A 23,101-nucleotide genomic window follows, 5' to 3' on the forward strand; every position below is an offset into this window, starting at 1 on the left:
TTTAGCCGGGCCTTTTTTGTTATCATTTATTAACCTTGTCGCTGGTGCTTTCGCTCGCCGCGGTGTTCTTTGCGGTCCCCTTTTTTGCTTTCGTAGCGGGCTCTCTGCTCCTGCTGCATTACCTCGTATTGGGCATATTGCTTTTTGTTCAGGATATCTTTTAACTCAGCTTTGTAGCTTTCCTGGCGGGTTTTGGCAATTTCGCGCATTTTACTGCGGTCTGCTTTGCTTTTATCTTTAAAGTCGCCGCGTTGCGCCATAAACTGCTGCCTTTCCTGCGCCTGTTTTAAATGCAAAGCCTGTAATTTGCGTTGCTGCGATTTGTTCAGGTCGAGTTTCTGCACCAGATGTTCGGTACGTTTTGTGGCTCTTTCCTCGGGGCTTTTCTGTGCACGCTGCTTTTTATTCTGACGGTGTTCGGTATGCTGTCCTTTCTCTTTTTGCGGAGCGTCCTGGGCAAAAGATGCACCTGAAACTAAAACCCCCATTGCCAGCATAGCTAGTATCTTCTTCATGTTCTTTCTTTTAAAATAGTTGATCAAATCGCAATCTATAGGCCTGAATTGCATTGTAAATCTGCTATTTCAATTGTTATGCCAGAATTACACCTCGCAATTCATAAAAACTAAAGAAACAACTGTAAATAACTGAATGAAAGGCACCTAGAAAGTATAAAAACGCCAGCATTTACTTTAACACAGTATTAAGTACAGAAACTGTTAGAGGTTTTGAAAAGGAAATTGTTTTGGCTGCCCTTCTAGAATGTTTTCACCAGCGCAAGCACGAAGAGGTTACTGTAAATAATTATTGAAAACACAACAACAGGCTGGTTGAGGCACGAAGCCAGAGCGCTTAACAGCTTCATCGTATCAACTTAGTAGAGAAGGTGCTTTGCTTATACTTTACGCAGGACTTATCTGAAGTATGAATTGCAGAAAAACGATGAGCTCTATCTATGCTGACGCTACTAAAGTTACTACTTAAGTTTAGCTGCTTTTACCAGCACTGCTTCTATATCTTTCACAAGTTTTTGCCTGTCGAATAACTCCTCCGAAATCCGTATGGCGTTCTGGCCTGCTATTTTTAAGCCCTCCGTATCTGCTAAGATCTGTTTTATACTTTGCGCCAGTGCTTCGGGCTGCTCGGCGGGCGTGTACCAGCCACAGTTATACTTCTCTACCAGCGCCTTCGTCCAGCCGGGGTTTGTTACAATAACAGGCGTTCCGTTTGCCAGGCTATCATACAGTTTAGCCGGGGAGTTTACCGAAAGTATGGGCAGGTTGTTAAATGGGCTAAGCGAAATATCAGCCAACTGGAACAAAGGAAAAATTTCGTTGCGGGGTTGCGGCGGTAATAACAAAAGGTTAGGCACGCGCGATGCCAGCTGCTGCAGTTGCGGTTGGTAATACCCGGTGCCGGTACAGATAAAAAGTATACTTTCATCGGAAGCCATACTTTCTATAGTCTGCATCAGGGTGGGCATGTCGTTGGCGCGGCCATAGGTTCCCGCGTACAGCACTACTTTTTTGCCTTGGGTTTTATACTTTGTCCGCAGGTTTTCTACTTGCTCTGCTGATACAGCTTTCGCCAGTTCGAGGTCGGTGCCGTTATAATTGGTCGTTATCTTTTCCGGGCTGATGCCTAAACCCAGTACATAATCGGTCATGTCCGGAGATAGCGTTACAATATGGGCGGCACTTTGGTACAGGCTTTTTTCTATCCTGAAAAGTTTGCGCTGCATCCATTTACCAGGCACGGCGCCCATCGCAACCGGGAAACTTGGCCAAAGGTCCTGCACCTCAAAAACCCACGGAATACCGCGTAACCGGGCTACTTTCGCTACCACCCACGGCGTTGTAAGCGGCGTAGATACAGCCCATAACACATCGGGTTTCGCCAACTTCATGGTCTTGCTGAAAGCACTTGCCGCGAACTTCAGAAAAGAAGAAGCCCGTTTCACGACGCCCATTTTGTTGGCATACTGTGTTTTGCACTCATGCAGCTCTACCCCTTCCGGTACCCAGTTATACTTGCTTGTGATCTGGGTACGCCGCCAGGCATCGCTAGCTACCAGGCTAATGCGGTGTTTTTTTGCCAGCACTTCCATAAAGGTATAATGGCGGCAGGTAGCAGGGCAATCCGGGGAATGATGGTGCTGGTTAAGTATAGCAATATGCATGAAAGGGCGGCACAAAGCCGTAGCGTAATGTAGAAAGGAAAGAGCTTACGTTTAGGCAGCCCGTAAAATACTGGTTTATACTTTGTTGCAGATCAGGTTTTATTTTCGCCTTTCAGGTTTATACTTCGATTGATCGAATATTTTCTGATAATCTGTTTCGGCCATCAATTGAGGCAGGGTAACTTCCGGGTTGCGCTCCATATACTTGTTCACAATCTGCCAGCCCACCCAGGTGCCTAACCTGCCCGGCGACTTTGCATCTATCTCCGGTGTGTTTGGCCGCTCCCCGATATACTTGTTTACCTGGAACGGATTTTTCTCGAAGAGCAAACCTTTCTCAATAAAATGTGCCCAGATCTTGCCTTCGTTATACCTGATATCTGCCACTTGCTGGCCGGTATACCCAATTATAGAAGAATCAGCCACGCACGGCATCACAGATTTTACGAAATAATAAGCTTTCCCTACGTTCAGCATTTCGGCCAGCATGGTGCGGTCTGCAGGGTTTGTTTTGTTGAAGTTATTGGAAAGCAGCAGCATGGCGGCCGGCACCATTTTATCTTTTTCGTAGCGTTGCAGAATGTACTCGTATACCTGCGGGCGGTAGCTGGCTTTTTTGCCGATAAAATAATCGAGCCCGAACACCAGCATACTATCCGAAACAAACAGGTCGCTGCCCATACTTCCCAGGCCAGTTACAAAAGTTTTTACCTGCGGCGTTTTATAGGCTGGATAGTGGTACTTGATAACTTTAAAAGCTGTTTCGAGTTGCTGTTGTTCCTGTTTAAAATCACCGAACGTTGCGGCTGCCTGCTTCGCCAGCGTATCCAGTGATGGGTTTTCAGACATCAGGAAAAGCGGCCTAACCAGCATGGAGTCTGATTTATACTTGGCGCGCTCTAAATATGTATCTGCAAAAAACTTATTCTGATCTATAAAAGCGGCCATTTCCTGCTGGCTTTTCGTTGCAAAAAAACCTTCTTCCAGGCGCTCAACTTGTACGGTAACAGGCACTTTTGCTATTTCTTCGGGGAGCTGGCAACCTTTCTCGCGGCACCCAAAGGATAACAGAAGAATAAGACTTACTATAATTCTATAATACATTTTCATCTATCTTTGTACAAAAATAAGGTGTTGCTACGTATTAATGCTACACTTAAGCTTCAATTTAATTAACTGATGAAGAAACTCACATTATTAACGCTTTTTTTATGCTTTGGCCTGAGTGCCATGGCTCAAATTGAGATCGGTTTACAGGTATCTCCTACTATTTCGGGTAACCGGTTTATAGCCGACGACAAGTATAACTTTGAAAAAGAAAGCAATAACCTGCGCCTTGGTGTTGGCGTTGTAGCCGATTATTTCTTTGCTCAGAATTATGCTTTCAGTACTGGTTTGCTTTATCGCAGCAAAGGAAGTGAGATAAGTTACAATTTTGCTCGCGAAGACGGATCTGTTATTTCAGGTAAAGACGATATCTCGTTGCAGTATATTGAGTTACCTGTTTCCCTTAAATTATTTACAAACGAAGTGGCGCCTGCCACAGTTTTATACTTCCAGGTAGGCGGTTCTTTAAATACTAAGGTAGGTGCAAAAGTTAATAACAAGAATGTTATTAACGATATAAAGGCCAGCAAACGCTTTAATACTTTTGAAGCTGATGTGTTGATTGGCGGCGGCGCAGAAATGCAATTAAGCGAAAGCACCAAAGTATTTGCAGGCCTTACGTACCATAGAGGCTTAACCAACATTGATGATTATTACAAAAACCTGACTAACGATAAAAATTTCTCTCTGAAAAATAACAGCGTATCACTCGACTTCGGCGTTAAGTTTTAATACCACATACTTCTTACAAAAAAAGGCCGCTCAGATCTGAGTGGCCTTTTTTATACTTTCAACACTTAACTAAAAAAGCCGCCTTTTTAAAGAGGCGGCTTTTTTGTTCTATACGAGTTCTTCTTCCTTATCCTGAATAATCTCTATGTCAGAGTAAGCTGATCGGAGCTCAATTTCATCACCCCGGCTATCCATTACTTTAAAATCTGTAATGCCAAGCGAGGTATCTTTTACCAGTTTCACCCATTTAAAGTACTTAAAGAACCACTTCACCTGCTTTGATATAAGGCCTTTGGTGTAGTAGGCGTGTACAAATGGATGTAGGTAAACCATTAAACCACTGTGGTTATGGCTCGTCAGCAGGTCGTCTACCGCTGCATCTATTTCGTCGGTTACCAGAATACTGGCAGTAATTTTTCCGGTGCCGTTACAGGTAGGGCAAACTTCCCCGGTAATAATGTTTTGCTCTGGCCTTACACGCTGGCGCGTAATCTGCATCAGGCCAAACTTAGAGATAGGAAGAATGGTAGACTTGGATCGGTCTCTCCGCATTTCTTCTTTTACTACCTCAAATACTTTCTGGCGGTTCTCAGGCAACTTCATGTCAATGAAGTCGATAACGATAATACCACCGATATCCCGAAGGCGCAGCTGGCGTGCCACTTCACGGGCTGCCATCATGTTTACATTAAGCGCTGTTGCCTCCTGGTCTGATTCTGTGTTTGATTTGTTTCCACTGTTTACATCTACTACATGCAGTGCTTCGGTATGCTCTATTACCAGGTATCCGCCGCCCGGTATAGTTACTGTTTTGCCGAAAGCAGCTTTTAGCTGTTTCTCGATGTTAAAGTGTTCAAAGGTTTTGGTCTTACCGGTGTAATGCTTCAGAATTCTTAATTTTTCCGGGGCAATACTCTCGATGTATGTTCTGATCTCATCATAGAGCGGCGTATCGTCTACTACTATGTTGTCAAAACTTTCGTTCAGTAAATCTCTCAATATGGAAGAAGAACGGCCCAGTTCTCCTATAACTTTATCACATGGCTTGGCAACGCGCAGCGTCTTAAAACCATCTTCCCAGTTAGCCAGCATGTTACGCAGATCTCGATCGAGTTCTGCCACTTCACGCCCTTCAGCTACGGTCCTGATAATAACGCCGAAGTTTTCCGGTTTGATCGATGTGATCAACCGCTTCAGGCGTGTGCGTTCCTCTTTGCTGACAATTTTCTTGGATACACTTACCGTATTTGAAAACGGTACAAGCACCAGATAACGGCCAGCCAGCGAAAGCTCACAAGACAAGCGTGGGCCTTTTGTAGAGATAGGTTCTTTTACAATCTGAACTAATAGCTGTTGTCCTTTTTTCAGCACATCGGCTATTTTGCCCAGTTTATCTATCTCTGGCTCAAACTTACCCTGGTTAAGTTTAGGAGAAGCGTTCTTCTGTGTTTGAGCTGCTTTAACATATTTATTTAATGTCTTGAAATTGGCTCCCAGATCATGGTAATGCAAAAAAGCATCTTTCTGGTAGCCAATATCAATAAAAGCAGCGTTTAGGCCTGGCATTACTTTCTTTACAGTTCCCAGAAAAATATCGCCTACAATGTAATTGGTATCTTTACGCTCGTAGTGGTATTCGACTAGTCTCTTATCCTGTAAGAGGGCAATGCGTTCTCCATCCTGAGTAGAATTGATAATTAGTTCGTTACTCAATTTCTCTCAAATGGTTAAATTAGATGTATAATACCAAAGCCCACTATTGCAAAGCAATGTGGGCCTCGTAACACGCAGAAGAAATTACTTCTTCTTATGTCTGTTTTTTCTTAAGCGCTTCTTTCTTTTGTGTGTAGCGATCTTATGTCTTTTTCTTTTCTTTCCGCAAGGCATAATTTTGTGGTTTTATGAATGAATTGATTCTTTAAATTCTACTTTAGTTTTGCAAGGTACTCATCAACTGAAGCTGCCAGCGCCGGGTCATTGCTCATCGTTTTCACTTTGTTCAATAACGTCTTTGCTTCTTCTTCCTGTTCTGTCTCTGCTAAGGATATTGCCAGGTAAAACGTTCCTTCTACGTGTTTCGGGTTAACCTCCACCAGTTTGCGGAAACGCTCTGCCGCTTTATCATACTGCCCCGACTGCACCGAAAGTATACCTAAGTTAAACAGTGCTTTCTGGTGATTTGGATTTGCTGTAATTACCTCACGCAGCAGTGTAATACCCTGCATCGGGTTGGTAGTAGAGATGTAGGTCATCGCTACGTTTGTTTTAGCATCCAGATCAGACGGGTTATTTTTAAGCACTTGCTCGTACATGTTACGCGCTTTTCCTCCCAGTTCGCCGGCACGCTCCTGCGTGGCCGCAAAAGTAAAAGCTTCGTAATACGCATCAGCCGCTTTTTTGTAGCTTTTTTCGCCTGGTCGGGCATTAGCTGCAATCTCAAAATAAAACCCGGCACTGTCATACTTCTGAGCGGCAGCATAAGCATCGGCCAGCTCTGTTGCCAGACGGCTTTTAAACTGCGGATCAGTAGATTTCTTATACTTTGCACGGGCAGTTGCAAGCGTCATCAGCTGGTCTGGTGTTGCAGTAGCATGCACATCTGATGCTGTACCTGCGCCAGCAGTTGCTCCTGCTTCAGCGCCATGGTCGTGGCCATCATCTTCTGAGTGCCCTTCCGGTACAGCAGCTGCCTGGCCTGCTGCCATAGCGCTTTCGTCTTTCTTGTTTACAACTACTTTTGGTAAAAAGAATATGCCGGCCACCAATGCGACAGCTATAATAACAATCAGAATTTGAGACCGTGACATTCTTTTTACCTAAGTTGCTGTAAGTGAATAACTATTTTTTTCAGACCTGCAAAGATAAGCAAGAGATTAGGAAAGTGCTAACTCTTTGATTTTTTTGCTGTTCTTAATCTTCTGAATGAACGTTTTAGAAGGCTTGAAACTTGGAATAAAGTGCTCGTCGATGATAATAGAGGTGTTTTTAGAAATGTTACGGGCTACTTTCTTCGCACGCTTCTTGTTCACAAAGCTACCAAAACCACGCACATAGATGTTGTTGCCGTCTGCCATAGAGTCCTTCACCACTTTGAAGAATGCTTCAATGGTTGCCTGAACATCCGCTTTATCAATCCCTGTTTTATCAGCAATCTCTGATATTACTTCTGCTTTAGTCACTTTTTTAGGTTTTTATAATTATAAACAATAATGAAATTCTAATACATTGATTAACAACACAAATACGCTTGTTTTGCTGTTTTTAAGGGGCACAAAGGTAGTTTTACTTTTTGATAAGTAAAAGCTTTAGCATTAAATTATTAGGATATTTAAACGCGCTATTTTCTTTCTTCCCTTGCCCCTTGCCCGTCCGGAAATGATAACGCGAACCTAGTGTTAATATTTTAAACTAACTATACTTAAGCACCTATAAAACAAAGTATAAACATACTTGTTTGGTTATCTTTGCGCTGTTTTGCTGCCCTATGGAAACAACCTCCCCTGCTTTTTTTTCTGGTACCTTACTGAGCTGGTACGGCCGTCATAAACGTTCGCTGCCCTGGCGCGATACCATCAATCCATACTTTATCTGGTTATCCGAAGTAATTTTGCAGCAAACGCGCGTTGCCCAGGGCCTGCCTTATTACCTGAAATTTACCGAGGCTTACCCTACCGTTCAGGACCTGGCTTCTGCACCCCAGGACGAAGTATTGCGGTTATGGCAGGGATTGGGTTATTACTCCAGGGCGCGCAACATGCACCACACGGCCCAGCAAATAGTAAATGAGTTTGGCGGGAAGTTTCCGGACAAGTATGCGGAGCTGCTACAACTCAAGGGCGTGGGGAGTTATACGGCGGCGGCTATTGCTTCTTTTGCTTTTAAGGAGCAGGTTGCCGTGTTAGACGGAAACGTGTTCAGGGTGCTGGCCCGTATTTTCGGCGTTGCAGATGATATTGCTTCGCCTGCCGCACGCAAGGTTTTCCAGAAGCTAGCAGATTCGCTTATTCCTGCCGATGAACCTGATACATTTAACCAGGCAATCATGGAGTTTGGCGCCATCCAGTGTACGCCCGTCATGCCTGATTGCATGTTTTGCCCGTTGCAGCAAAGCTGTTTTGCTTTTAACCACGGCATGGTGCAGGAACTCCCGGTAAAATCAAAAGCGAAAGCAGCCAGGCCACGTTTCTTTCATTACATTGTCTTAGAGCACGAGGGCCGGTTTTATATGCGCAGGAGACTGGAAGGCGATATCTGGCAAGGCCTGTACGATTTTTACCTCTACGAAAGTATGGATGGCCAGCTAGACGAAAAACAACTGCTGCACGACCTGCAGGCAGCCGGCGCAAGTATAGATACGGGCACACTTATACTTCCGCAAAAATCTTATAAACATGTACTTAGCCATCAAAAAATAACCGCCTGGTTTTACCATCTTAAACTTAAATTACGTTTAACGGAGGAAGTACTGCAGGAGGCGCGATTAGTAGCTTTTACACCCCAGCAAATAGAAGAATTACCCAAGCCAGTACTTATAAATAACTATTTGAAAGATGCCGGAATTTTAGTATATTTATAGGCTGAACTAATCGTAATTTATCTGCATTATGTAGTTTAGTAAGCCATAATTCGCCTCCGGCTTGGTTGCCGGAGTAGCACAAGTAACTTTTTATAAACAATTTCAGACATGGCAAGTGTAAACAAAGTAATTCTTTTAGGCAATCTGGGTAAAGATCCTGAAGTTCGTCACTTGGAAGGTGGTGTGGCTGTAGCCCGTTTCCCTATTGCAACCTCCGAGTCTTTTAAAGACAAAGCAGGCAACAAACAGGAGCGCACCGAATGGCATAATATTGTGGTATGGCGCGGCCTGGCTGAGGTAGCTGAAAAGTACCTCAAAAAAGGACAATCCGTGTATATCGAAGGTAAGATCAGAACGACATCTTACGAAAAAGACGGCCAGACAAGGTATAACACCGAGATTGTAGCCGATAACATGACAATGCTGGGCGGCCGCAGCGAAAATGGCGGTGGTTCTTCAGATGTATCTTCAGCTAACAACAATTACGGCAGTAACCAGGCAGCTGCACCAAGCGGCAAAGGTTCTGCTTTTAGCAACGATGAGCCGGACGACCTGCCCTTCTAAATGATGTTTAACTTAATTAGTACATTTTGGAAAGTATAGATTCTGACGGGGACCCCTTAAGTTATAGTTTACTACAACTTATTCAGAGCGCGTCCACGCAAATCAATCCTGACTTTATGGCTGCCCTTGCGGGCGGGCTCTTTTTATTGCTGCTTTCTGCACTGGTTTCCGGTGCAGAAGCAGCTTTTTTTTCTGTTACAGACCAGCAGAAAGAAGCCCTGCAGCAAAGCCCCGGCAAACGTGAAAAAATCTTGGCTCAGCTATTGCAAAACCCCCGCAGGCTACTTCTAAATTTTCTGGTTATAAGAAACAGCATCCGGATAAGTATCATCATACTTGCTGTTTACCTTACTTCCCTTCTTTTTGGCAGTTACGATTTTTCGTTGGGCATTATTGAGGCTACAGGGCTGCTTGTTGTGTTTTTGCTGCTGTTCTTTGGAGAGGTTCTTCCGAGAGCGTACGCACATAAAAACCCGTTGAAGTATGCATTGCGCTTTGCCCGCTTTATTCGTGTCTTAGCTATTATCACTAACCCGCCGGCCTCTTTGCTGCTGCGCCTGAATAGCTTTATAACGGGCCGGTACATGGTGCGGGGTTACAACCATACAATCCAGCACCTGCATCATAGCCTGGATATCGCACTTTCCAACGAGGATTCTTCGCCGGAAGAACGTAAACTTTTAAGAGGCGTTGTTAACTTCGGTTCTATTTCGGTGCGCCAGATCATGCGGCCCCGTGTAGATATTGTTGCTTTTAACACAGCCATGCGTCTGCCCGAACTGGTCCCTGAAATTATGAAATGGGGTTACTCACGTATACCGGTTTACAGCGAAAGCACCGATAAAATCGAAGGTATACTTTATATCAAAGACCTGCTACCCTACTTAAACGAAGCACCAGATTTTAACTGGCAACAACTTATCCGGGCGCCGTTTTTTGTACCCGATACCAGACGCATCGCCGATCTTTTCCAGGATTTCAAGGAAAAGCATGTACACATGGCCATTGTGCTGAGCGAGTACGGCACTACCACCGGTTTATTAACGCTCGAAGATATCATCGAAGAAATTGTGGGCGAGATAAATGATGAGTTTGATGATGACGATGGGCTTAACTATTCTCAACTCGACGAAAATACGTTTATCTTTGATGGCAAAACCTCCCTGCACGATTTCTGCAAAATAGTGGAGCTGCCTTTTGATGCGTTCAACGAAGTAAAAGGCGAGCACGAAACCGTAGCCGGACTTATACTTTCGCTGTTCTCACGCATACCAAGAGTAGGCGAAGAAATATCGTTCGGGCGTTACCATTTTACAGTCGAGTCGGCGGACCTAAAGCGCGTTAAACGAATCAAGATCAATGTCTCCAGCAAAAAAGAACAGTACCAGAAGGTTAGTTAATTTTTATACGTTAGTGATACTTGCGGTTGCTTCCTCGCTGGTTGCCTGTACCTCTGATTATACACCAAAACCGAAAGGCTATAACCGCATCGATCTGCCTTCGCAAACCTACCAGACGCTGCCACAGGAACATCCTTATACTTTTGAGTTTTCGGAGCACGCCAAAATTCGCCCGGATTCATCTAAAATCGCACAGCCGCATTGGATCAACATTCTCTACCCGTCGCTTGGAGCCAATGTGCAGCTAACGTATAAGGCGCTCGGCAACGAAGATAAGATGCTGAATGACCTGATCGAGGATGCCAGAAAGTTGACATCCAAGCACCAGATAAAAGCATACTCCATCGAAGAAACCGAGATCAGAACGCCGCAAGGCGATGTGGCTGCCATGTTTGAGCTACAGGGCGAAGTACCAAGCCAGTTCCAGTTTTACGTAACCGACTCTACTACCCACTTTTTGCGCGGCGCTTTATACTTTAGAACTGCCACCCAAAACGATTCGCTTGCACCGGTTATTGAGTTTGTAAAGAAGGATATTGTGCATCTCCTGAATACACTGGAGTGGCGCGAGAAGAAATAGGAAAGCAATCTGAAAAGTATAAGTCATATTAAAATTCTCAATTTATACTTTTGTAAAGTATTCAATTAATATCAACAGACTAAGCGAGTATTTAAGAGTTCATGATTTTACGGATTCTACATCTTACCTATTATATCATCTATAACTATTATTTTGAAAATGGGAAGCGCAAAAATAACAGTCCAAGGCTAAAGGCCTTAACCATTTATACTTTTGTTTTTTGCGCTCAGATTGGCTTTGTCTATTTCATATCTAAAATCATAAAAGACCCTTACTTTTACAGTAATCATGAACCGGTTAATAAAATCTATTTCTATTTAGTAACAGTTCTAGCTGGTACACTATCTTATTTGTTTTTTGTAAAAGGAGGTAAATCAGCCGAGATTTATGATCATTACAAAGACAAATCCTGGGCGAATACAAGATTTGCCAAGATTTTAGGTTGGTTATATATCTTACTATCAATTCTCTCACCTTTCCTTCTGATCATCATTCGGAATGCAGCGATAGGCCGCCATCTTATTTAAAGATATCTTGCTGTTATTATCTTTTAACCGAAAACACAAACTCAAAAGCCCCTGATATATACTTTGCTTCAGGGGCTTTTGCTTATTTTTGTGTTTATACTTGCCACCACCACTAATAGCGCAAACAAACCGTGACCAACTTCTTTAACACCAAGCTGGAATTCCTGAAAGGCGTAGGCCCGATGCGTGCCGAACTGCTGCAGAAAGAAATGGGCATGTTTACCTACGGCGACCTGATCCAACATTACCCGTTCCGTTACCTCGATCGCACACAGTTTTACAAAGTAGCCGAGCTCGACGAAAGTATGCCTTATGTGCAGGTGCGGGGCCGGGTGCGCGGAAAGCAGATTCTAGGCGAAGGCCGCAAGCAACGCCTGTCGGCTATTTTGGTGGATGAAGCTGGCGACGAACTGGAACTGGTCTGGTTTAAGGGCGTGAAGTGGATGGAAAAATCGCTGAAAAACCACACCGATTACATTGTATTCGGAAAGCCGACCGCCTTTAACGGCAAGTATAACATGGCGCATCCCGAGCTCGAAGACCTGACCGAAGAGAAGCAAACCACTGCTTTTCTGCAACCTGTTTACAACACCACCGAAAAGCTGAAAGCCCACCGCATCGATAGCAAGGTGATCAGCAGGATGATGGAAATGCTGCTGAAAGTAGCGCTGCCGCAGATACAGGAAACTTTGTCGCAGGACCTGATCGACCAGTACAGGCTGATGGATAAGCGGAGTGCGATGGCCAACATCCACTTCCCGGAATCCGCGGAAAAGTATACAGCAGCCAAATTCAGGCTAAAGTTTGAAGAGCTTTTTTACATACAACTCCGGCTGTTCCGTCAGAAACTGGTTCGTAAGTCTGATCTGGAAGGACAGATATTCCGGAACACCGCCACACTTACTGATTTTTACAAGAACCACCTGACTTTCGACCTGACCGGAGCACAGAAACGCGTTATCAAAGAGATTTACAAAGACCTGACAACCGGCAAGCAAATGAACCGCTTGCTGCAGGGCGATGTAGGTTCGGGCAAAACCATTGTGGCTTTCATCACCATGCTGATAGCGGCAGACAACGGAGCACAATCGGTGCTGATGGCGCCAACTGAGATACTGGCCGGGCAGCATTACATCGGTTTAAAGCAATTTGCAGACAGCCTGGGCATTAACATTGGCAAATTAACAGGCTCTACTAAAGCAAAAGACCGCAAGATCCTGCACGAGCAGCTACGCTCCGGCGAAATGAAGATGATCGTGGGTACGCATGCGCTGCTCGAAGATGTAGTGCAGTTCCATAACCTGGGCCTTTGCATTGTAGACGAGCAGCACCGTTTTGGTGTGGAACAGCGCTCTAAACTGTGGCGTAAAAACCCGCGCATTATTCCGCATGTGTTGGTGATGACGGCTACTCCTATTCCGCGCACGCTGGCCATGACCCTGTACGGCGATTTAGATGTGTCTGTGATCGACGAAATGCCCGCCGGCCGGAAAGACATTATTACCGTGCACCGCTTCGACTCACACCGCCTACGCGTGTTCCAGTTCATCCGCGACGAGATCAAACTTGGCCGCCAGGTATACATTGTGTACCCGCTTATAGAAGAATCGGAGCAGATGGAAAACTACAAAGACCTGATGGATGGTTTTGAAAGCGTACAGCGGGCTTTTCCGGAATATAAAGTAAGTATGGTGCACGGCAAAATGAAACCCCAGGACAAAGACTATGAGATGCAGCGCTTCGTAAAGCACGAAACCCATATTATGGTGGCTACCACGGTAATAGAAGTTGGTGTGAACGTACCAAATGCTTCCGTTATGGTGATTGAAAGTGCCGAGCGCTTTGGCTTGTCGCAGTTGCACCAGTTGCGCGGGCGTGTGGGCCGGGGCGCTGAACAAAGCTACTGCATACTGATGACGGGCTATAAAATAGGCAAAGACACCAAAGTACGCATCGAAACAATGGTGCGCACCAACAACGGCTTCGAAATTGCCGACATCGACCTGAAACTACGCGGCCCCGGCGACCTGATGGGCACCCAGCAAAGCGGCGTACTCGATCTGCTTATTGCCGACTTATCGAAAGATGCACCCATCTTGCAGGAAGCGCGTGCCGCCTCTCAACGCGTGCTCAAAGAAGACCCCATGCTGGAACAGGCCCAGAACCAAAATATCCGGCGGCACATCCAATCGTTAAGCACAGCTTCTAGAAACTGGAGCCGGATCAGTTAAGCAATATTTATAAATCAGCAGTAAATCGTGTTTTATTTGCTATTTCGTTAGGAGTTAGGTCTGTTAAGTTTCTCGTTTCAGTGTAAGCGTTAAGTTCGTTTTGCAGAGGCTGGCTTTCCTGCTTTATTGTTTGTTCATCACTTTTAGTATACTTACCGATCATCAACAATAAAGCAAAAAGACAAATTTTTAAAATAAATTTCATGGTCTTTTTGTTTGATAGTTTGTTTACCCGCGCTAAAGGCTGCAAGTTACTATAACCCTCAGTTATTGGGCAGACCAACCGATTAACTTATTGTTACCACTTAAAAACAGGGTAAACGCAAATAAATACCGCTATATCCGGATATGTTGGTTCGTTCATCAAACTAAAGTATACTTGCTGGTAACCTATACTTTTATAAAGCGAATTTTAGTTAAACTTGTAACAGGCAGCTATTTCATTTACCAGATTTATACTTGTGAAAAGATCGATTTTATACTTCATACTTCTTGCGCTGCTTTGCCAGCCTCTTTCCATACTTGCACAGTCTAAACTGAAAGCCTCGGTTCCGTTCTATTATATTCCGGATGCTAGCGAAGACCGTTATAACCAGCAGATAACGCGCAAAACCATTCCGCTAAACACGACTGATTTTGTTATACTTAGCAAAAGCACTGGCAGCAAGTATGCCGTCGAAAAGTATAATCAGGGCCTGAAAAAAGTATGGACAGCTGTAATAGACCTGACCGGCACAGAAACGGTAGAGGCTTTTTCAGCAGGAAAAGATGCTGCGCTTGTGGTAACGCGCCGCGATAACGGGCAAGGCTCGCAGTTGCTGTATGGCCACGCCATCGACCTGACTACCGGCAAAAGTCTGGAAAGCAAGCTGCTGCTCGAAGCGCCTGCAAAAGGCCGCCGCGCCCGCATCATCACTTCTCCGGACGGTAATTTTATACTTGCCTGCCGCTATCTAATCGACGGAAACGAGCAGATACGCAACATCAGCGGTACACTTTACAACAGCAGCCTCCGTAAAGTGCAGGATGTAACGTATAGCTTAAACAATGTGCCCGCCATACTTTCGGCGGATGTGCAGGTAAGCAATACAGGTGAGCAATACATTAGCCTGCTCTCTGAAAACATGACCCGCCTGACCGTGCACCAGTACAGTACCAAAAGCAAAGATGCCGTTGCCATGAGCGTGCTGGTGGGCGGTTTGTTTGAGGGCAAAAAAGTATACATCATGGATAGCAAGTTTACGTTGATGCCGAACGGTACGCTTTACGGTGCCGTTTTTATCGCTGATGAAACTTCTGGCCAGTACCACAGCCTGAAAACAGTAAAGTTCGACTTTGATGCAAAAGATATGGTGTTTGCCGAGGAGTATAAATTTACACCTGAATACCTGCCGAAAGTAAATGCCCAGGACAAAAGCGCCGGCCCTAAACCTTCCCGTCTCGAAGACATTTACCTTTCTGACCTGCTCCTGACAGCAGAAAATAAACTGATCGTGATCGCAGAGAAAAAGTACTTGGAAGCTGGCGAGAACTCGCCGTACGTTGCCAAAGAACTACACTTGTTTGCGTACGATGAGTTTATGAACGCCGCCTGGAATTCGGTGCTGCTGAAAAGCCAGCGGGCTGCATCGGAAGATGCTTTCTCGGGTATTTCGTACAGCGCTTATGTAGATGGCGCTACTTTAAACCTGCTAACATTGGAGGATATGAACGGAAAGTATGACCTGCACCTGCGGCGGATAAATACGGCAAACGGCCAGGCAACTGCCGCTAAAGCCATCGGGTTAAATGTAGCGAATGACAAAGGGTTGGCTTATGTAAAAGACTTTACCTCGTGGCTGACACCGAAAGATATTATAACGGTAGTAAGGCCCGGCCGAAGAACACAAGGCTTAAAATTATCACATGTTCAGTTAAGGTAAGTTGATTTATACTTTGCCTGGTGTTCATGTTCGTAGTGCAGGCGCTTCCGGAACGACGTTAGCTGCCGCATCATATGCGAGAAGCCCACAAACGATACGATCTCTACATACATTCTGAATTCTTTTTTTGAGCCATCGAGTACGCCTAATTTGTCTACTTTATAAGTGTTAACGGCCGACCAAGGCACCCAGCGCACAACTTTTTTATGCCGGAGCATGTAGCGGTTAATGGCTACTTCGAGCTGGTAACGTTTGGCGGCCTGCGCTAAAGCCTTTTCGAGGTCAGTTTTCCAAAGCAGCCTTTCCCCAGAAAGCAGGATATCGCTGCGGTACCACCTCACAAACCACGGCGAATTAATGCGCCTAAGTATGAGCATATCTACTGTGCGCTGCTCGGTGAAGGCTTGTATGGCGTTTTCAATTTCGTGTACCTGTAGTTCCTGCAAGTCTGCATCCATCATCAGCACCAATTCATACTTTGCCAGTTTTACACCTTGCTGTATGGCGGCAGCCTTGCCTTGGTTACAGGGCAGTTCCAGCACTTCCACTGCCGGCCAGTTTGCTTTTATGTAAGCGCTTGTTCCGTCTGTAGAGCCATCATCCACACATACAACCTGGCTTATTTGCGGCACCATCGTTATAACATTTAGCACATGCGCTATTCTGTCTCGTTCGTTATAAAAAGGTATCAGACAAGTTACTGACATACGTTATTCTTTCTAAATAAACCATTTTACCAATACGGCAAAACTAAATACAGTTATACTTTATAAGCATAAATTTACAGGCTTAAGTTATAACATTTAAGTATAAAAACTGGAGATCGTGTTGCTAATACGTACCAGTATTTTTTTGAGCTATCTTATTTGTATTGATACAAAAATTAAAGGGCCATTGCTTTCGCAACGGCCCTTTAACACTTAATATAAAACAGGAATTAGTAAACAAATTCGTTTGCCTCGATCATAGCAGCAGCTATGCGACGACGTGCTTCTTTGGTGTTATACAGGTCTTTTTTGGTGAAGCGCTTTAAGCCCATAAACAACAGACGCTGCTCATCTCCCTCTACCATAGAAGCGATCGCCTCTTTACCAGCTATAAAAGCCGAATCAACCGCATCACTCACTACTACTCTTACGATGTCAATCTGATTGGCAACGGCTTCTTCGCCTTTCTGGCCTGCCAGCTTCTCCACGCGCAGCAATGTAGATTCGGCCACATATGTTTTGATGGCCATATCTGCGATGTTCATCAGGATTTCCTGCTCTTTGGCCAGCGAGTTCATGTACTTCTGTACTGCCGTACCTGCCACCATCAAAATCGCCTTTTTCAGGTTTCTGATCGCTTTGTGTTCTGCCGTAAATAATCCTTCCTCCTCTTCTGCTCCGAAATCCGGAATCGCCATCAGTTCGCCTTGCACAGCCTGTGCCGGGCCCATCAGGTCTAATTCGCCGCTCATCGCTTTTTTCAGGATCATATCAACAGCAAGCATGCGGTTGATCTCATTTGTTCCTTCAAAAATACGGTTGATGCGGGAGTCGCGGTAAGCGCGGTCCATTGGGTAGTCGGCAGAGAAGCCGTAGCCACCGTAGATCTGTACGCCTTCGTCGGTTACATAATCCAGCACTTCAGAGCCTTCCACTTTCAGGATAGCACATTCTACAGCAAACTCACGGGCAGCACCTAACAGCGCTTCGTTCTCGTTTTTGCCGGCAGCCATCAGTTCCTGCTCTTTGCGGTAGATATCCATACCGGCGCGGTACAACGCTGATTCTACTGCATAAATACGGATAGCCTGCTCTGCTAATTTATACTTGATAGCGCCAAACTTAGCAATAGGAAGCTTAAACTGCTGGCGCTCATTGGCATACTTCACCGACAGGTCCGCTACTTTTTTAGCAGCACCCAGCGTAGCAGCAGCCAGCTTGATACGGCCAATGTTCAGGATATTGAAAGCGATAAGGTGGCCTTTGCCGATCTCGCCTAACACGTTTTCTTTTGGAACTAAGCAATCAGAGAAGAATACCTGGCGCGTAGACGAACCTTTAATACCCATCTTGTGCTCTTCGTTGCCAAGGCTCACTCCCGGAAAATCTTTCTCAACAATAAAGCCTGTAAACTTATCGCCATCGATCTGCGCGAACACCACAAACACATCGGCAAAACCTGCGTTAGTGATCCACATTTTCTGGCCGTTCAGGATATAGTGTGTGCCCTCAGCGTTAAGTACAGCTTTGGATTTAGCTGCCAGCGCATCAGAACCGGAACCTGGCTCCGTTAAGCAATAAGCCGACATCCACTCGCCGCTCACCAGTTTCGGGATATACTTTGCCTTCTGCTCTTCGGTACCAAAGTATAAAATTGGTAAGGTGCCAATACCTGTGTGCGCCGCAAAAGCTACCGGAAACGAATGGCCACCGCCTACAGATTCTGTTACAAGCAATGCTGTGTTAAAGTCCATGTTCAGTCCGCCGTACTGTTCTGGCGCTGATACTGCGAATAAACCCAGTTCACCTGCCTTTTTCATCAGGTTTTCCATCAGGCCTTCTTCGTGGTTATCGAGGCGCTCTAACAATGGGTTCACCTCTTCCTGCACAAAGTCAAGACAGGTTTGCGCCATCATGCGCTGCTCTTCCGAAAATTCTGCAGGAATAAATACGTCCTGCGGATTGGTTTCCTTGATCAGGAACTCACCACCTTTTATAGTTGCACTTTGAGTTGCCATAAGTTTTTGATTTTTAGATTTTTTGACAAAGGACAAAAGACAATAATCTTACATCCTATTTTGATTAATCTCTGAGCCTGCTTTGCAGGTTACTAATTTTTTTCTCTAAGCTATTTAACTTTTCTACTAAGTGATTAAGGCTATCTTCAGATAGAAAACCGAACTCTTTCGCAAGTATAAGCTGTGTTTCAGCTTCATAAGCCGACCCAAGAGCAATGCCTAAGAAATTACAAAAGTCTTTGTTAGTATTTCTACCAGAGCCTTCAGCTATATTAGAAGCAATTGATACGACAGCACGATTTACCTGACTTGTTAAACCATACTTTTCAGATTCAGGAAATTGACGGGAATGCAGGTATACTTCTTTTGCTAAAGTAATTGCATCCTGCCATACTTTCAATTCTCTGAAATTATGCTTCATCTTTTGTCTTTTGTCACTTAGTCTTTTGTCACAAGCTTACTTTAACAATTCATAAATACCAGCTACGCCCTGGCCGCCGCCAACACAGGCGGTAACCATGCCATACTTTTTACCTAAGCGGCGCAGCTCATGAAACTGCTGAATAGAGAGCTTGGCACCAGAACAGCCCAGCGGGTGACCTAATGCAATGGCACCACCACTGATGTTAAGCTTGGCCGGATCGAAATCCAGGTGGCGCATAACTGCAATGGATTGTGCTGCAAAAGCTTCGTTCATTTCAATCAGGTCGATGTCGTTCAGCGTTAGGCCAGCCATTTTAAGCGCTTTCGGAACAGCAGCAATCGGGCCCATCCCCATAATGCGCGGATCTACACCCCCGGTTGCGTAGGTTACCATGCGGGCAATCGGCTCCAGGTTGAGTTCTTTTACCATGCGCTCGCTCATCACAATTACAAAGGCAGCGCCATCAGAAGTCTGAGAAGAGTTACCGGCTGTTACAGTACCGCCAGCTGCAAATACAGGCTTCAGTTTGGCCAATGCTTCGATGGATGTTCCGGCACGCGGACCTTCGTCGGTATCTACTACATAAGAACGGGTTTTCTTTTTGCCATTCTCATCCAGGTAAGTTTCTTCTACCGTAATCGGAACGATCTGCTCTTTAAAGTAGCCGTTCTTGATCGCATCGAGTGCTTTGCGGTGCGAGTTATAAGCAAATTCGTCCTGGTCTTCACGTGAAACCTTGTAGTCTGCTGCTACTGCTTCAGCTGTAAGCCCCATGCTCAGGTACCAGTCCGGGTTGTTTTTAGAAATTTTGTAGTTTGGCACTGTTTTCCAGCCGGCAGTTGGCACCATCGACATAGATTCTGTACCGCCTGCAATAATACAATCGGCCATACCTGCTGCAATGCGGTTGGCAGCAATGGCGATGGTTTCTAAACCTGATCCGCAGTAACGGTTCACCGTCATACCGCTCACCGACAGAGGCAAGGATAAAAGTGAGATCATACGGCCGATCTGCAAGCCCTGCTCTGCTTCCGGTACGGCGTTGCCAACGATCAGGTCGTCTACACGCTCGGGGTCTAAAGCGGGTACAGAAGCTACTAAATGTTTGATGACATCAGCTGCCAGGTCATCGGGTCTGGTGAACCGGAAACCGCCGCGGCCTGCTTTGCCTACTGCGCTACGAAATCCGGCTACTATATATGCATTGTTCATTTTGATGCTCTTTTATAGTTTATACTATAGAATTAATTTCTCAGCGGCTTGCCTGTTGTCAGGATGCTCTGGATACGCTCCAGTGTTTTGCGCTCACCTGTTAATGATAAGAAGGCTTCGCGTTCCAGATCCAGCAGGTATTGTTCGCTTACTTCGGTTGGGGCAGATAAATCGCCACCGCACATTACATAAGCTAACTTTTGAGATATTTTCAGGTCGTGTGCTGACATGTAGCGGCCTGTATACATCGCGTTTGCACCTGTCAGGAACATACCCAATGCGCCTTGGCCCTGTACTTTGATGTTGGTGCGCTCTACTGGTCTGCTGTAACCTGCTTCGGCCATAAGTATAGCCTGCGCTTTGGCATCAGCTATCAGACGATTACTATTAATTGTAATGCCATCAGATTTGCGCATAAAGCCTAAGTCCACCGCTTCTTTAGCCGACGTAGAAACTTTTGCCATACCGATGTTCAGGAACACGTTTTTCAGGTCGTTGTACTCGATGTCGCCTTCGGCATACATATCGGCAGCACGCAGCGTCATTTCTTTTGTACCGCCACCGCCTGGTATCAGGCCAACACCAAACTCAACCAAGCCCATGTAGGTTTCAGCAGATGCCTGTATATGATCGCAATGTAAATTCAATTCGCAGCCACCACCCAGTGTTAAGCCGTGCGGTGCGCCTACTACAGGTATAGCCGAGTAGCGCATGCGCATCATGGTGTTCTGGAACTGGCGGATGATCATGTTCAGTTCGTCGAAATCCTGATCCAGCGCATACATGTAGATAAGGCCCACGTTAGCACCGGCAGAGAAATTAGCTGCATCGTTACCAACTACCATCCCACGGAAATCTTTTTCAGCCAGCTCGATCCCTTTGTTCAGGGCCATGATCACATCGCCGCCCATGGTGTTCATCTTCGTATGGAACTCCACATTCAGGATACCATCGCCCAAGTCAAGTATAGTAGCGCCGCTGTTTTTCCAGATAACCTTATTGCCACGCAGGTTTTCAAGGATAATGAAGTTCTCAGCACCAGGTATGGCTTTGTATTCTTTGGAGTTGATGTCGTAATAGCGGCGTTGGCCGTTCTCTACGATGTAGAAAGACTCTTTGCCGCTTTCCAACATTTCCTGTACCCAGGCTGCTGGCTGATAACCGGCTTCGGTCATGCGCTGCACACCTTCGCGGGCACCAATGGCATCCCAGTACTCAAACGGACCCAGTTCCCAGCCGAAGCCGGCACGCATGGCATCGTCTATTCTGTATAGTTCATCCGAAATCTCAGGTATGCGGTTGCTCACGTACTGGAACAAACCGTAAAGCGACTCATTTAAGAACTGTGCTGCTTTATCTTTCTGGCCGGAGAAGGCTTTGATGCGTTTCTTCAGGTCTTCGATCGGCTTTAACACTTCCAGACTCTGGAACTTGGCTTTCTGCTTTGGTCCGTACTCCAGCGTATTTAAGTCCAGCGTCAGAATCTCGGTTTTGCCGTTCGCATCTTTTGTCTTTTTGTAGAAACCTTGTCCGGATTTATCGCCCAGCCATTTGTTATCTACCATTGTCTGCAGGTAAGCAGGCAGCTTAAACAGCTCACGCGATTCGTCTTTTTCGCCGGTCTGGTACAAGCCGTTGGCCACATTCGCCAGCGTATCCAAACCAACTACATCCAGCGTTCGGAACGTTGCAGACTTCGGGCGACCGATGATCGGGCCGGAGATTTTGTCTACCTCGTCTACGTTCAGGCCCAGTTTGTTCATTACCTGCAGGCCTTGCATAATGGCGTAAATACCAACCCGGTTTGCAATAAAGGCAGGCGTATCTTTAGCCAGTACAGTTGTCTTTCCTAAGTATAAATCCCCGTAGTGCATTAGGAAATCCACTACACTTTGGTCCGTTTCCGGCGTAGGAATTATCTCGAGAAGTTTTAAGTAGCGCGGCGGGTTAAAGAAGTGCGTACCGCAGAAGTGCTTTCTGAAATCATCCGAACGGCCATCCAGCATCAAATGAATCGGAATACCGGATGTGTTAGAAGAGATCAGCGTACCCGGCTTGCGGAATTGCTCCACCTGGTCGTACACAATTTTCTTGATCTTCAGGTTCTCTACTACTACTTCGATGGTCCAGTCGGCAGTAGCAATATCCTTCATGTTATCCTCGAAGTTACCTGTTTTGATCAGGCTTGCATCTGCTTTGCGGTAGATCGGCGACGGGTTAGAAACAATCGCGGCCTGCAGTGCATTATTTACAATGCGGTTACGAACGGCTTTGCTTTCCAGCGTCAGGCCTTTCTTTTCTTCGTCGGGCGTTAGTTCTTTCGGGGCTATGTCCAGCAGCAACACCTGTACGCCAATGTTGGCGAAGTGGCAGGCAATACGCGAACCCATCACGCCGGAACCTAATACCGCTACTTTTTTAATTATTCTTCTCATAGAATAGGTCTAATTGTCTATGGTTTAATAAATATTTTTGTTTTCGATCATCCCCAGAATACGGCCGCATACTTTAAAGAACACGTCCAGTTCTTCCTGCGGTATCTGCTCGCGTACTTTGTGGTTAAAATGCAGCACCGTTTTCCGTGAAACCTCTTTCTTTTCGAGGCCTTTTTCCGTTAAAAAAATGCGGACAAGGCGCTTATCCCGAGCATCCGATACTTTATAGATGAGATCATTCTCTTCCATACTTTTCAGGATGCGGGTAAGGCTGCGGGCTTCGAGGCCAAGCAAGGGTGCTATTTTGGTAGCGGGCGTACCGGCCTGCTGGTCAATGTTAAGCAGCACAAACCCGATAGAGGTGGTTATATCGTTTTTGGCAGCCTCGGTATTATACATACGCGAGATGGCATGCCAACATACTTTAAAATTATAGTCTACTGTTTCTTCCGGCTTCATGTACAAGCGATGATGTTATCAAATATAA

At 45.6% G+C, this 23,101-nt stretch carries 20 protein-coding genes; 7 read left to right on the forward strand and 13 right to left on the reverse strand.

All coding sequences use genetic code 11. The features are described from left to right. Nucleotides 1-29: 29 nt before the first annotated feature. From DP923_RS15320 to gldB, 3 genes are all read right to left on the reverse strand, one after another. On the reverse strand, nucleotides 30-515 hold the full coding sequence (locus DP923_RS15320; protein WP_165838211.1) for a DUF4890 domain-containing protein: 486 nt from the start codon (nucleotides 513-515) through the stop codon (nucleotides 30-32). Between the two features lie 461 nt (nucleotides 516-976). Beyond that, nucleotides 977-2,179: a glycosyltransferase family 4 protein gene (locus DP923_RS15325; RefSeq protein WP_112306871.1), complete on the reverse strand. Its 1,203-nt coding sequence runs from the start codon at nucleotides 2,177-2,179 to the stop codon at nucleotides 977-979. Between the two features lie 99 nt (nucleotides 2,180-2,278). Further along, nucleotides 2,279-3,289 carry a gliding motility lipoprotein GldB gene (gene gldB, locus DP923_RS15330; protein WP_239021063.1) on the reverse strand — a complete coding sequence of 337 codons (1,011 nt, stop codon included), beginning with the start codon at nucleotides 3,287-3,289 and terminating at the stop codon, nucleotides 2,279-2,281. A 69-nt stretch (nucleotides 3,290-3,358) separates the two neighbouring features. Between gldB and DP923_RS15335 the strand changes: the two genes are divergently transcribed. Continuing rightward, nucleotides 3,359-4,018: a porin family protein gene (locus tag DP923_RS15335; protein WP_112306773.1), complete on the forward strand. Its 660-nt coding sequence runs from the start codon at nucleotides 3,359-3,361 to the stop codon at nucleotides 4,016-4,018. A gap of 108 nt (nucleotides 4,019-4,126) precedes the next feature. On the opposite strand, the gene DP923_RS15340 is transcribed toward DP923_RS15335, so the two are convergent. From DP923_RS15340 to DP923_RS15350, 3 genes are all read right to left on the reverse strand, one after another. Next, on the reverse strand, nucleotides 4,127-5,731 hold the full coding sequence (locus tag DP923_RS15340; protein ID WP_112306774.1) for an Rne/Rng family ribonuclease: 1,605 nt from the start codon (nucleotides 5,729-5,731) through the stop codon (nucleotides 4,127-4,129). Between the two features lie 212 nt (nucleotides 5,732-5,943). Continuing rightward, nucleotides 5,944-6,825, reverse strand: coding sequence for a tetratricopeptide repeat protein (locus DP923_RS15345; protein WP_112306775.1), 882 nt, complete (start codon nucleotides 6,823-6,825; stop codon nucleotides 5,944-5,946). A 66-nt stretch (nucleotides 6,826-6,891) separates the two neighbouring features. Then, nucleotides 6,892-7,197 carry an HU family DNA-binding protein gene (locus DP923_RS15350; RefSeq protein WP_112306776.1) on the reverse strand — a complete coding sequence of 102 codons (306 nt, stop codon included), beginning with the start codon at nucleotides 7,195-7,197 and terminating at the stop codon, nucleotides 6,892-6,894. 305 nt (nucleotides 7,198-7,502) lie between these two features. Between DP923_RS15350 and mutY the strand changes: the two genes are divergently transcribed. The 5 genes from mutY to recG all read left to right on the forward strand — a co-directional run bounded on the left by mutY (nucleotide 7,503) and on the right by recG (nucleotide 13,896). Continuing rightward, entirely contained in the window at nucleotides 7,503-8,594 is a 1,092-nt protein-coding gene (gene mutY, locus DP923_RS15355; RefSeq protein ID WP_112306873.1) for an A/G-specific adenine glycosylase, read from the forward strand. 108 nt (nucleotides 8,595-8,702) lie between these two features. Next, on the forward strand, nucleotides 8,703-9,158 hold the full coding sequence (locus DP923_RS15360; RefSeq protein WP_112306777.1) for a single-stranded DNA-binding protein: 456 nt from the start codon (nucleotides 8,703-8,705) through the stop codon (nucleotides 9,156-9,158). Between the two features lie 116 nt (nucleotides 9,159-9,274). Beyond that, complete coding sequence (gene gldE / locus DP923_RS15365; protein ID WP_239021064.1) at nucleotides 9,275-10,558, forward strand: gliding motility-associated protein GldE; 1,284 nt, start codon at nucleotides 9,275-9,277, stop codon at nucleotides 10,556-10,558. Beyond that, nucleotides 10,518-11,138, forward strand: coding sequence for a gliding motility lipoprotein GldD (gldD, locus tag DP923_RS15370; protein WP_112306778.1), 621 nt, complete (start codon nucleotides 10,518-10,520; stop codon nucleotides 11,136-11,138). Before gldE ends, gldD begins: the two co-directional genes overlap by 41 nt. A 658-nt stretch (nucleotides 11,139-11,796) precedes the next feature. Next, nucleotides 11,797-13,896 carry an ATP-dependent DNA helicase RecG gene (recG, locus tag DP923_RS15380; protein ID WP_112306780.1) on the forward strand — a complete coding sequence of 700 codons (2,100 nt, stop codon included), beginning with the start codon at nucleotides 11,797-11,799 and terminating at the stop codon, nucleotides 13,894-13,896. Nucleotides 13,897-13,903: 7 nt separating this feature from the next. On the opposite strand, the gene DP923_RS15385 is transcribed toward recG, so the two are convergent. Next, nucleotides 13,904-14,101: a hypothetical protein gene (locus DP923_RS15385; RefSeq protein ID WP_125047756.1), complete on the reverse strand. Its 198-nt coding sequence runs from the start codon at nucleotides 14,099-14,101 to the stop codon at nucleotides 13,904-13,906. 256 nt (nucleotides 14,102-14,357) lie between these two features. Between DP923_RS15385 and DP923_RS15390 the strand changes: the two genes are divergently transcribed. After that, nucleotides 14,358-15,818, forward strand: coding sequence for a hypothetical protein (locus DP923_RS15390; protein WP_112306782.1), 1,461 nt, complete (start codon nucleotides 14,358-14,360; stop codon nucleotides 15,816-15,818). On the opposite strand, the gene DP923_RS15395 is transcribed toward DP923_RS15390, so the two are convergent. The 6 genes from DP923_RS15395 to DP923_RS15420 all read right to left on the reverse strand — a co-directional run bounded on the left by DP923_RS15395 (nucleotide 15,806) and on the right by DP923_RS15420 (nucleotide 23,073). Continuing rightward, the gene (locus tag DP923_RS15395; protein ID WP_112306783.1) at nucleotides 15,806-16,525 is read right to left on the reverse strand and encodes a glycosyltransferase family 2 protein; all 720 of its coding nucleotides are present in this window, start codon (nucleotides 16,523-16,525) and stop codon (nucleotides 15,806-15,808) included. The genes DP923_RS15390 and DP923_RS15395 overlap by 13 nt on opposite strands. Nucleotides 16,526-16,755: 230 nt before the next feature. After that, complete coding sequence (locus DP923_RS15400) at nucleotides 16,756-18,543, reverse strand: acyl-CoA dehydrogenase family protein (RefSeq protein WP_112306784.1); 1,788 nt, start codon at nucleotides 18,541-18,543, stop codon at nucleotides 16,756-16,758. 64 nt (nucleotides 18,544-18,607) lie between these two features. Further along, on the reverse strand, nucleotides 18,608-18,964 hold the full coding sequence (locus DP923_RS15405) for a four helix bundle protein (protein WP_112306785.1): 357 nt from the start codon (nucleotides 18,962-18,964) through the stop codon (nucleotides 18,608-18,610). A gap of 36 nt (nucleotides 18,965-19,000) precedes the next feature. Beyond that, complete coding sequence (locus tag DP923_RS15410) at nucleotides 19,001-20,179, reverse strand: acetyl-CoA C-acyltransferase (protein WP_112306786.1); 1,179 nt, start codon at nucleotides 20,177-20,179, stop codon at nucleotides 19,001-19,003. Between the two features lie 32 nt (nucleotides 20,180-20,211). Further along, the gene (locus DP923_RS15415) at nucleotides 20,212-22,614 is read right to left on the reverse strand and encodes a 3-hydroxyacyl-CoA dehydrogenase/enoyl-CoA hydratase family protein (protein ID WP_112306787.1); all 2,403 of its coding nucleotides are present in this window, start codon (nucleotides 22,612-22,614) and stop codon (nucleotides 20,212-20,214) included. 24 nt (nucleotides 22,615-22,638) lie between these two features. Next, complete coding sequence (locus tag DP923_RS15420) at nucleotides 22,639-23,073, reverse strand: MarR family winged helix-turn-helix transcriptional regulator (RefSeq protein WP_112306788.1); 435 nt, start codon at nucleotides 23,071-23,073, stop codon at nucleotides 22,639-22,641. Nucleotides 23,074-23,101: the final 28 nt, after the last annotated feature.

The sequence above is a fragment of the Pontibacter arcticus genome (assembly GCF_003284895.1).
Classification (GTDB): domain Bacteria; phylum Bacteroidota; class Bacteroidia; order Cytophagales; family Hymenobacteraceae; genus Pontibacter; species Pontibacter arcticus.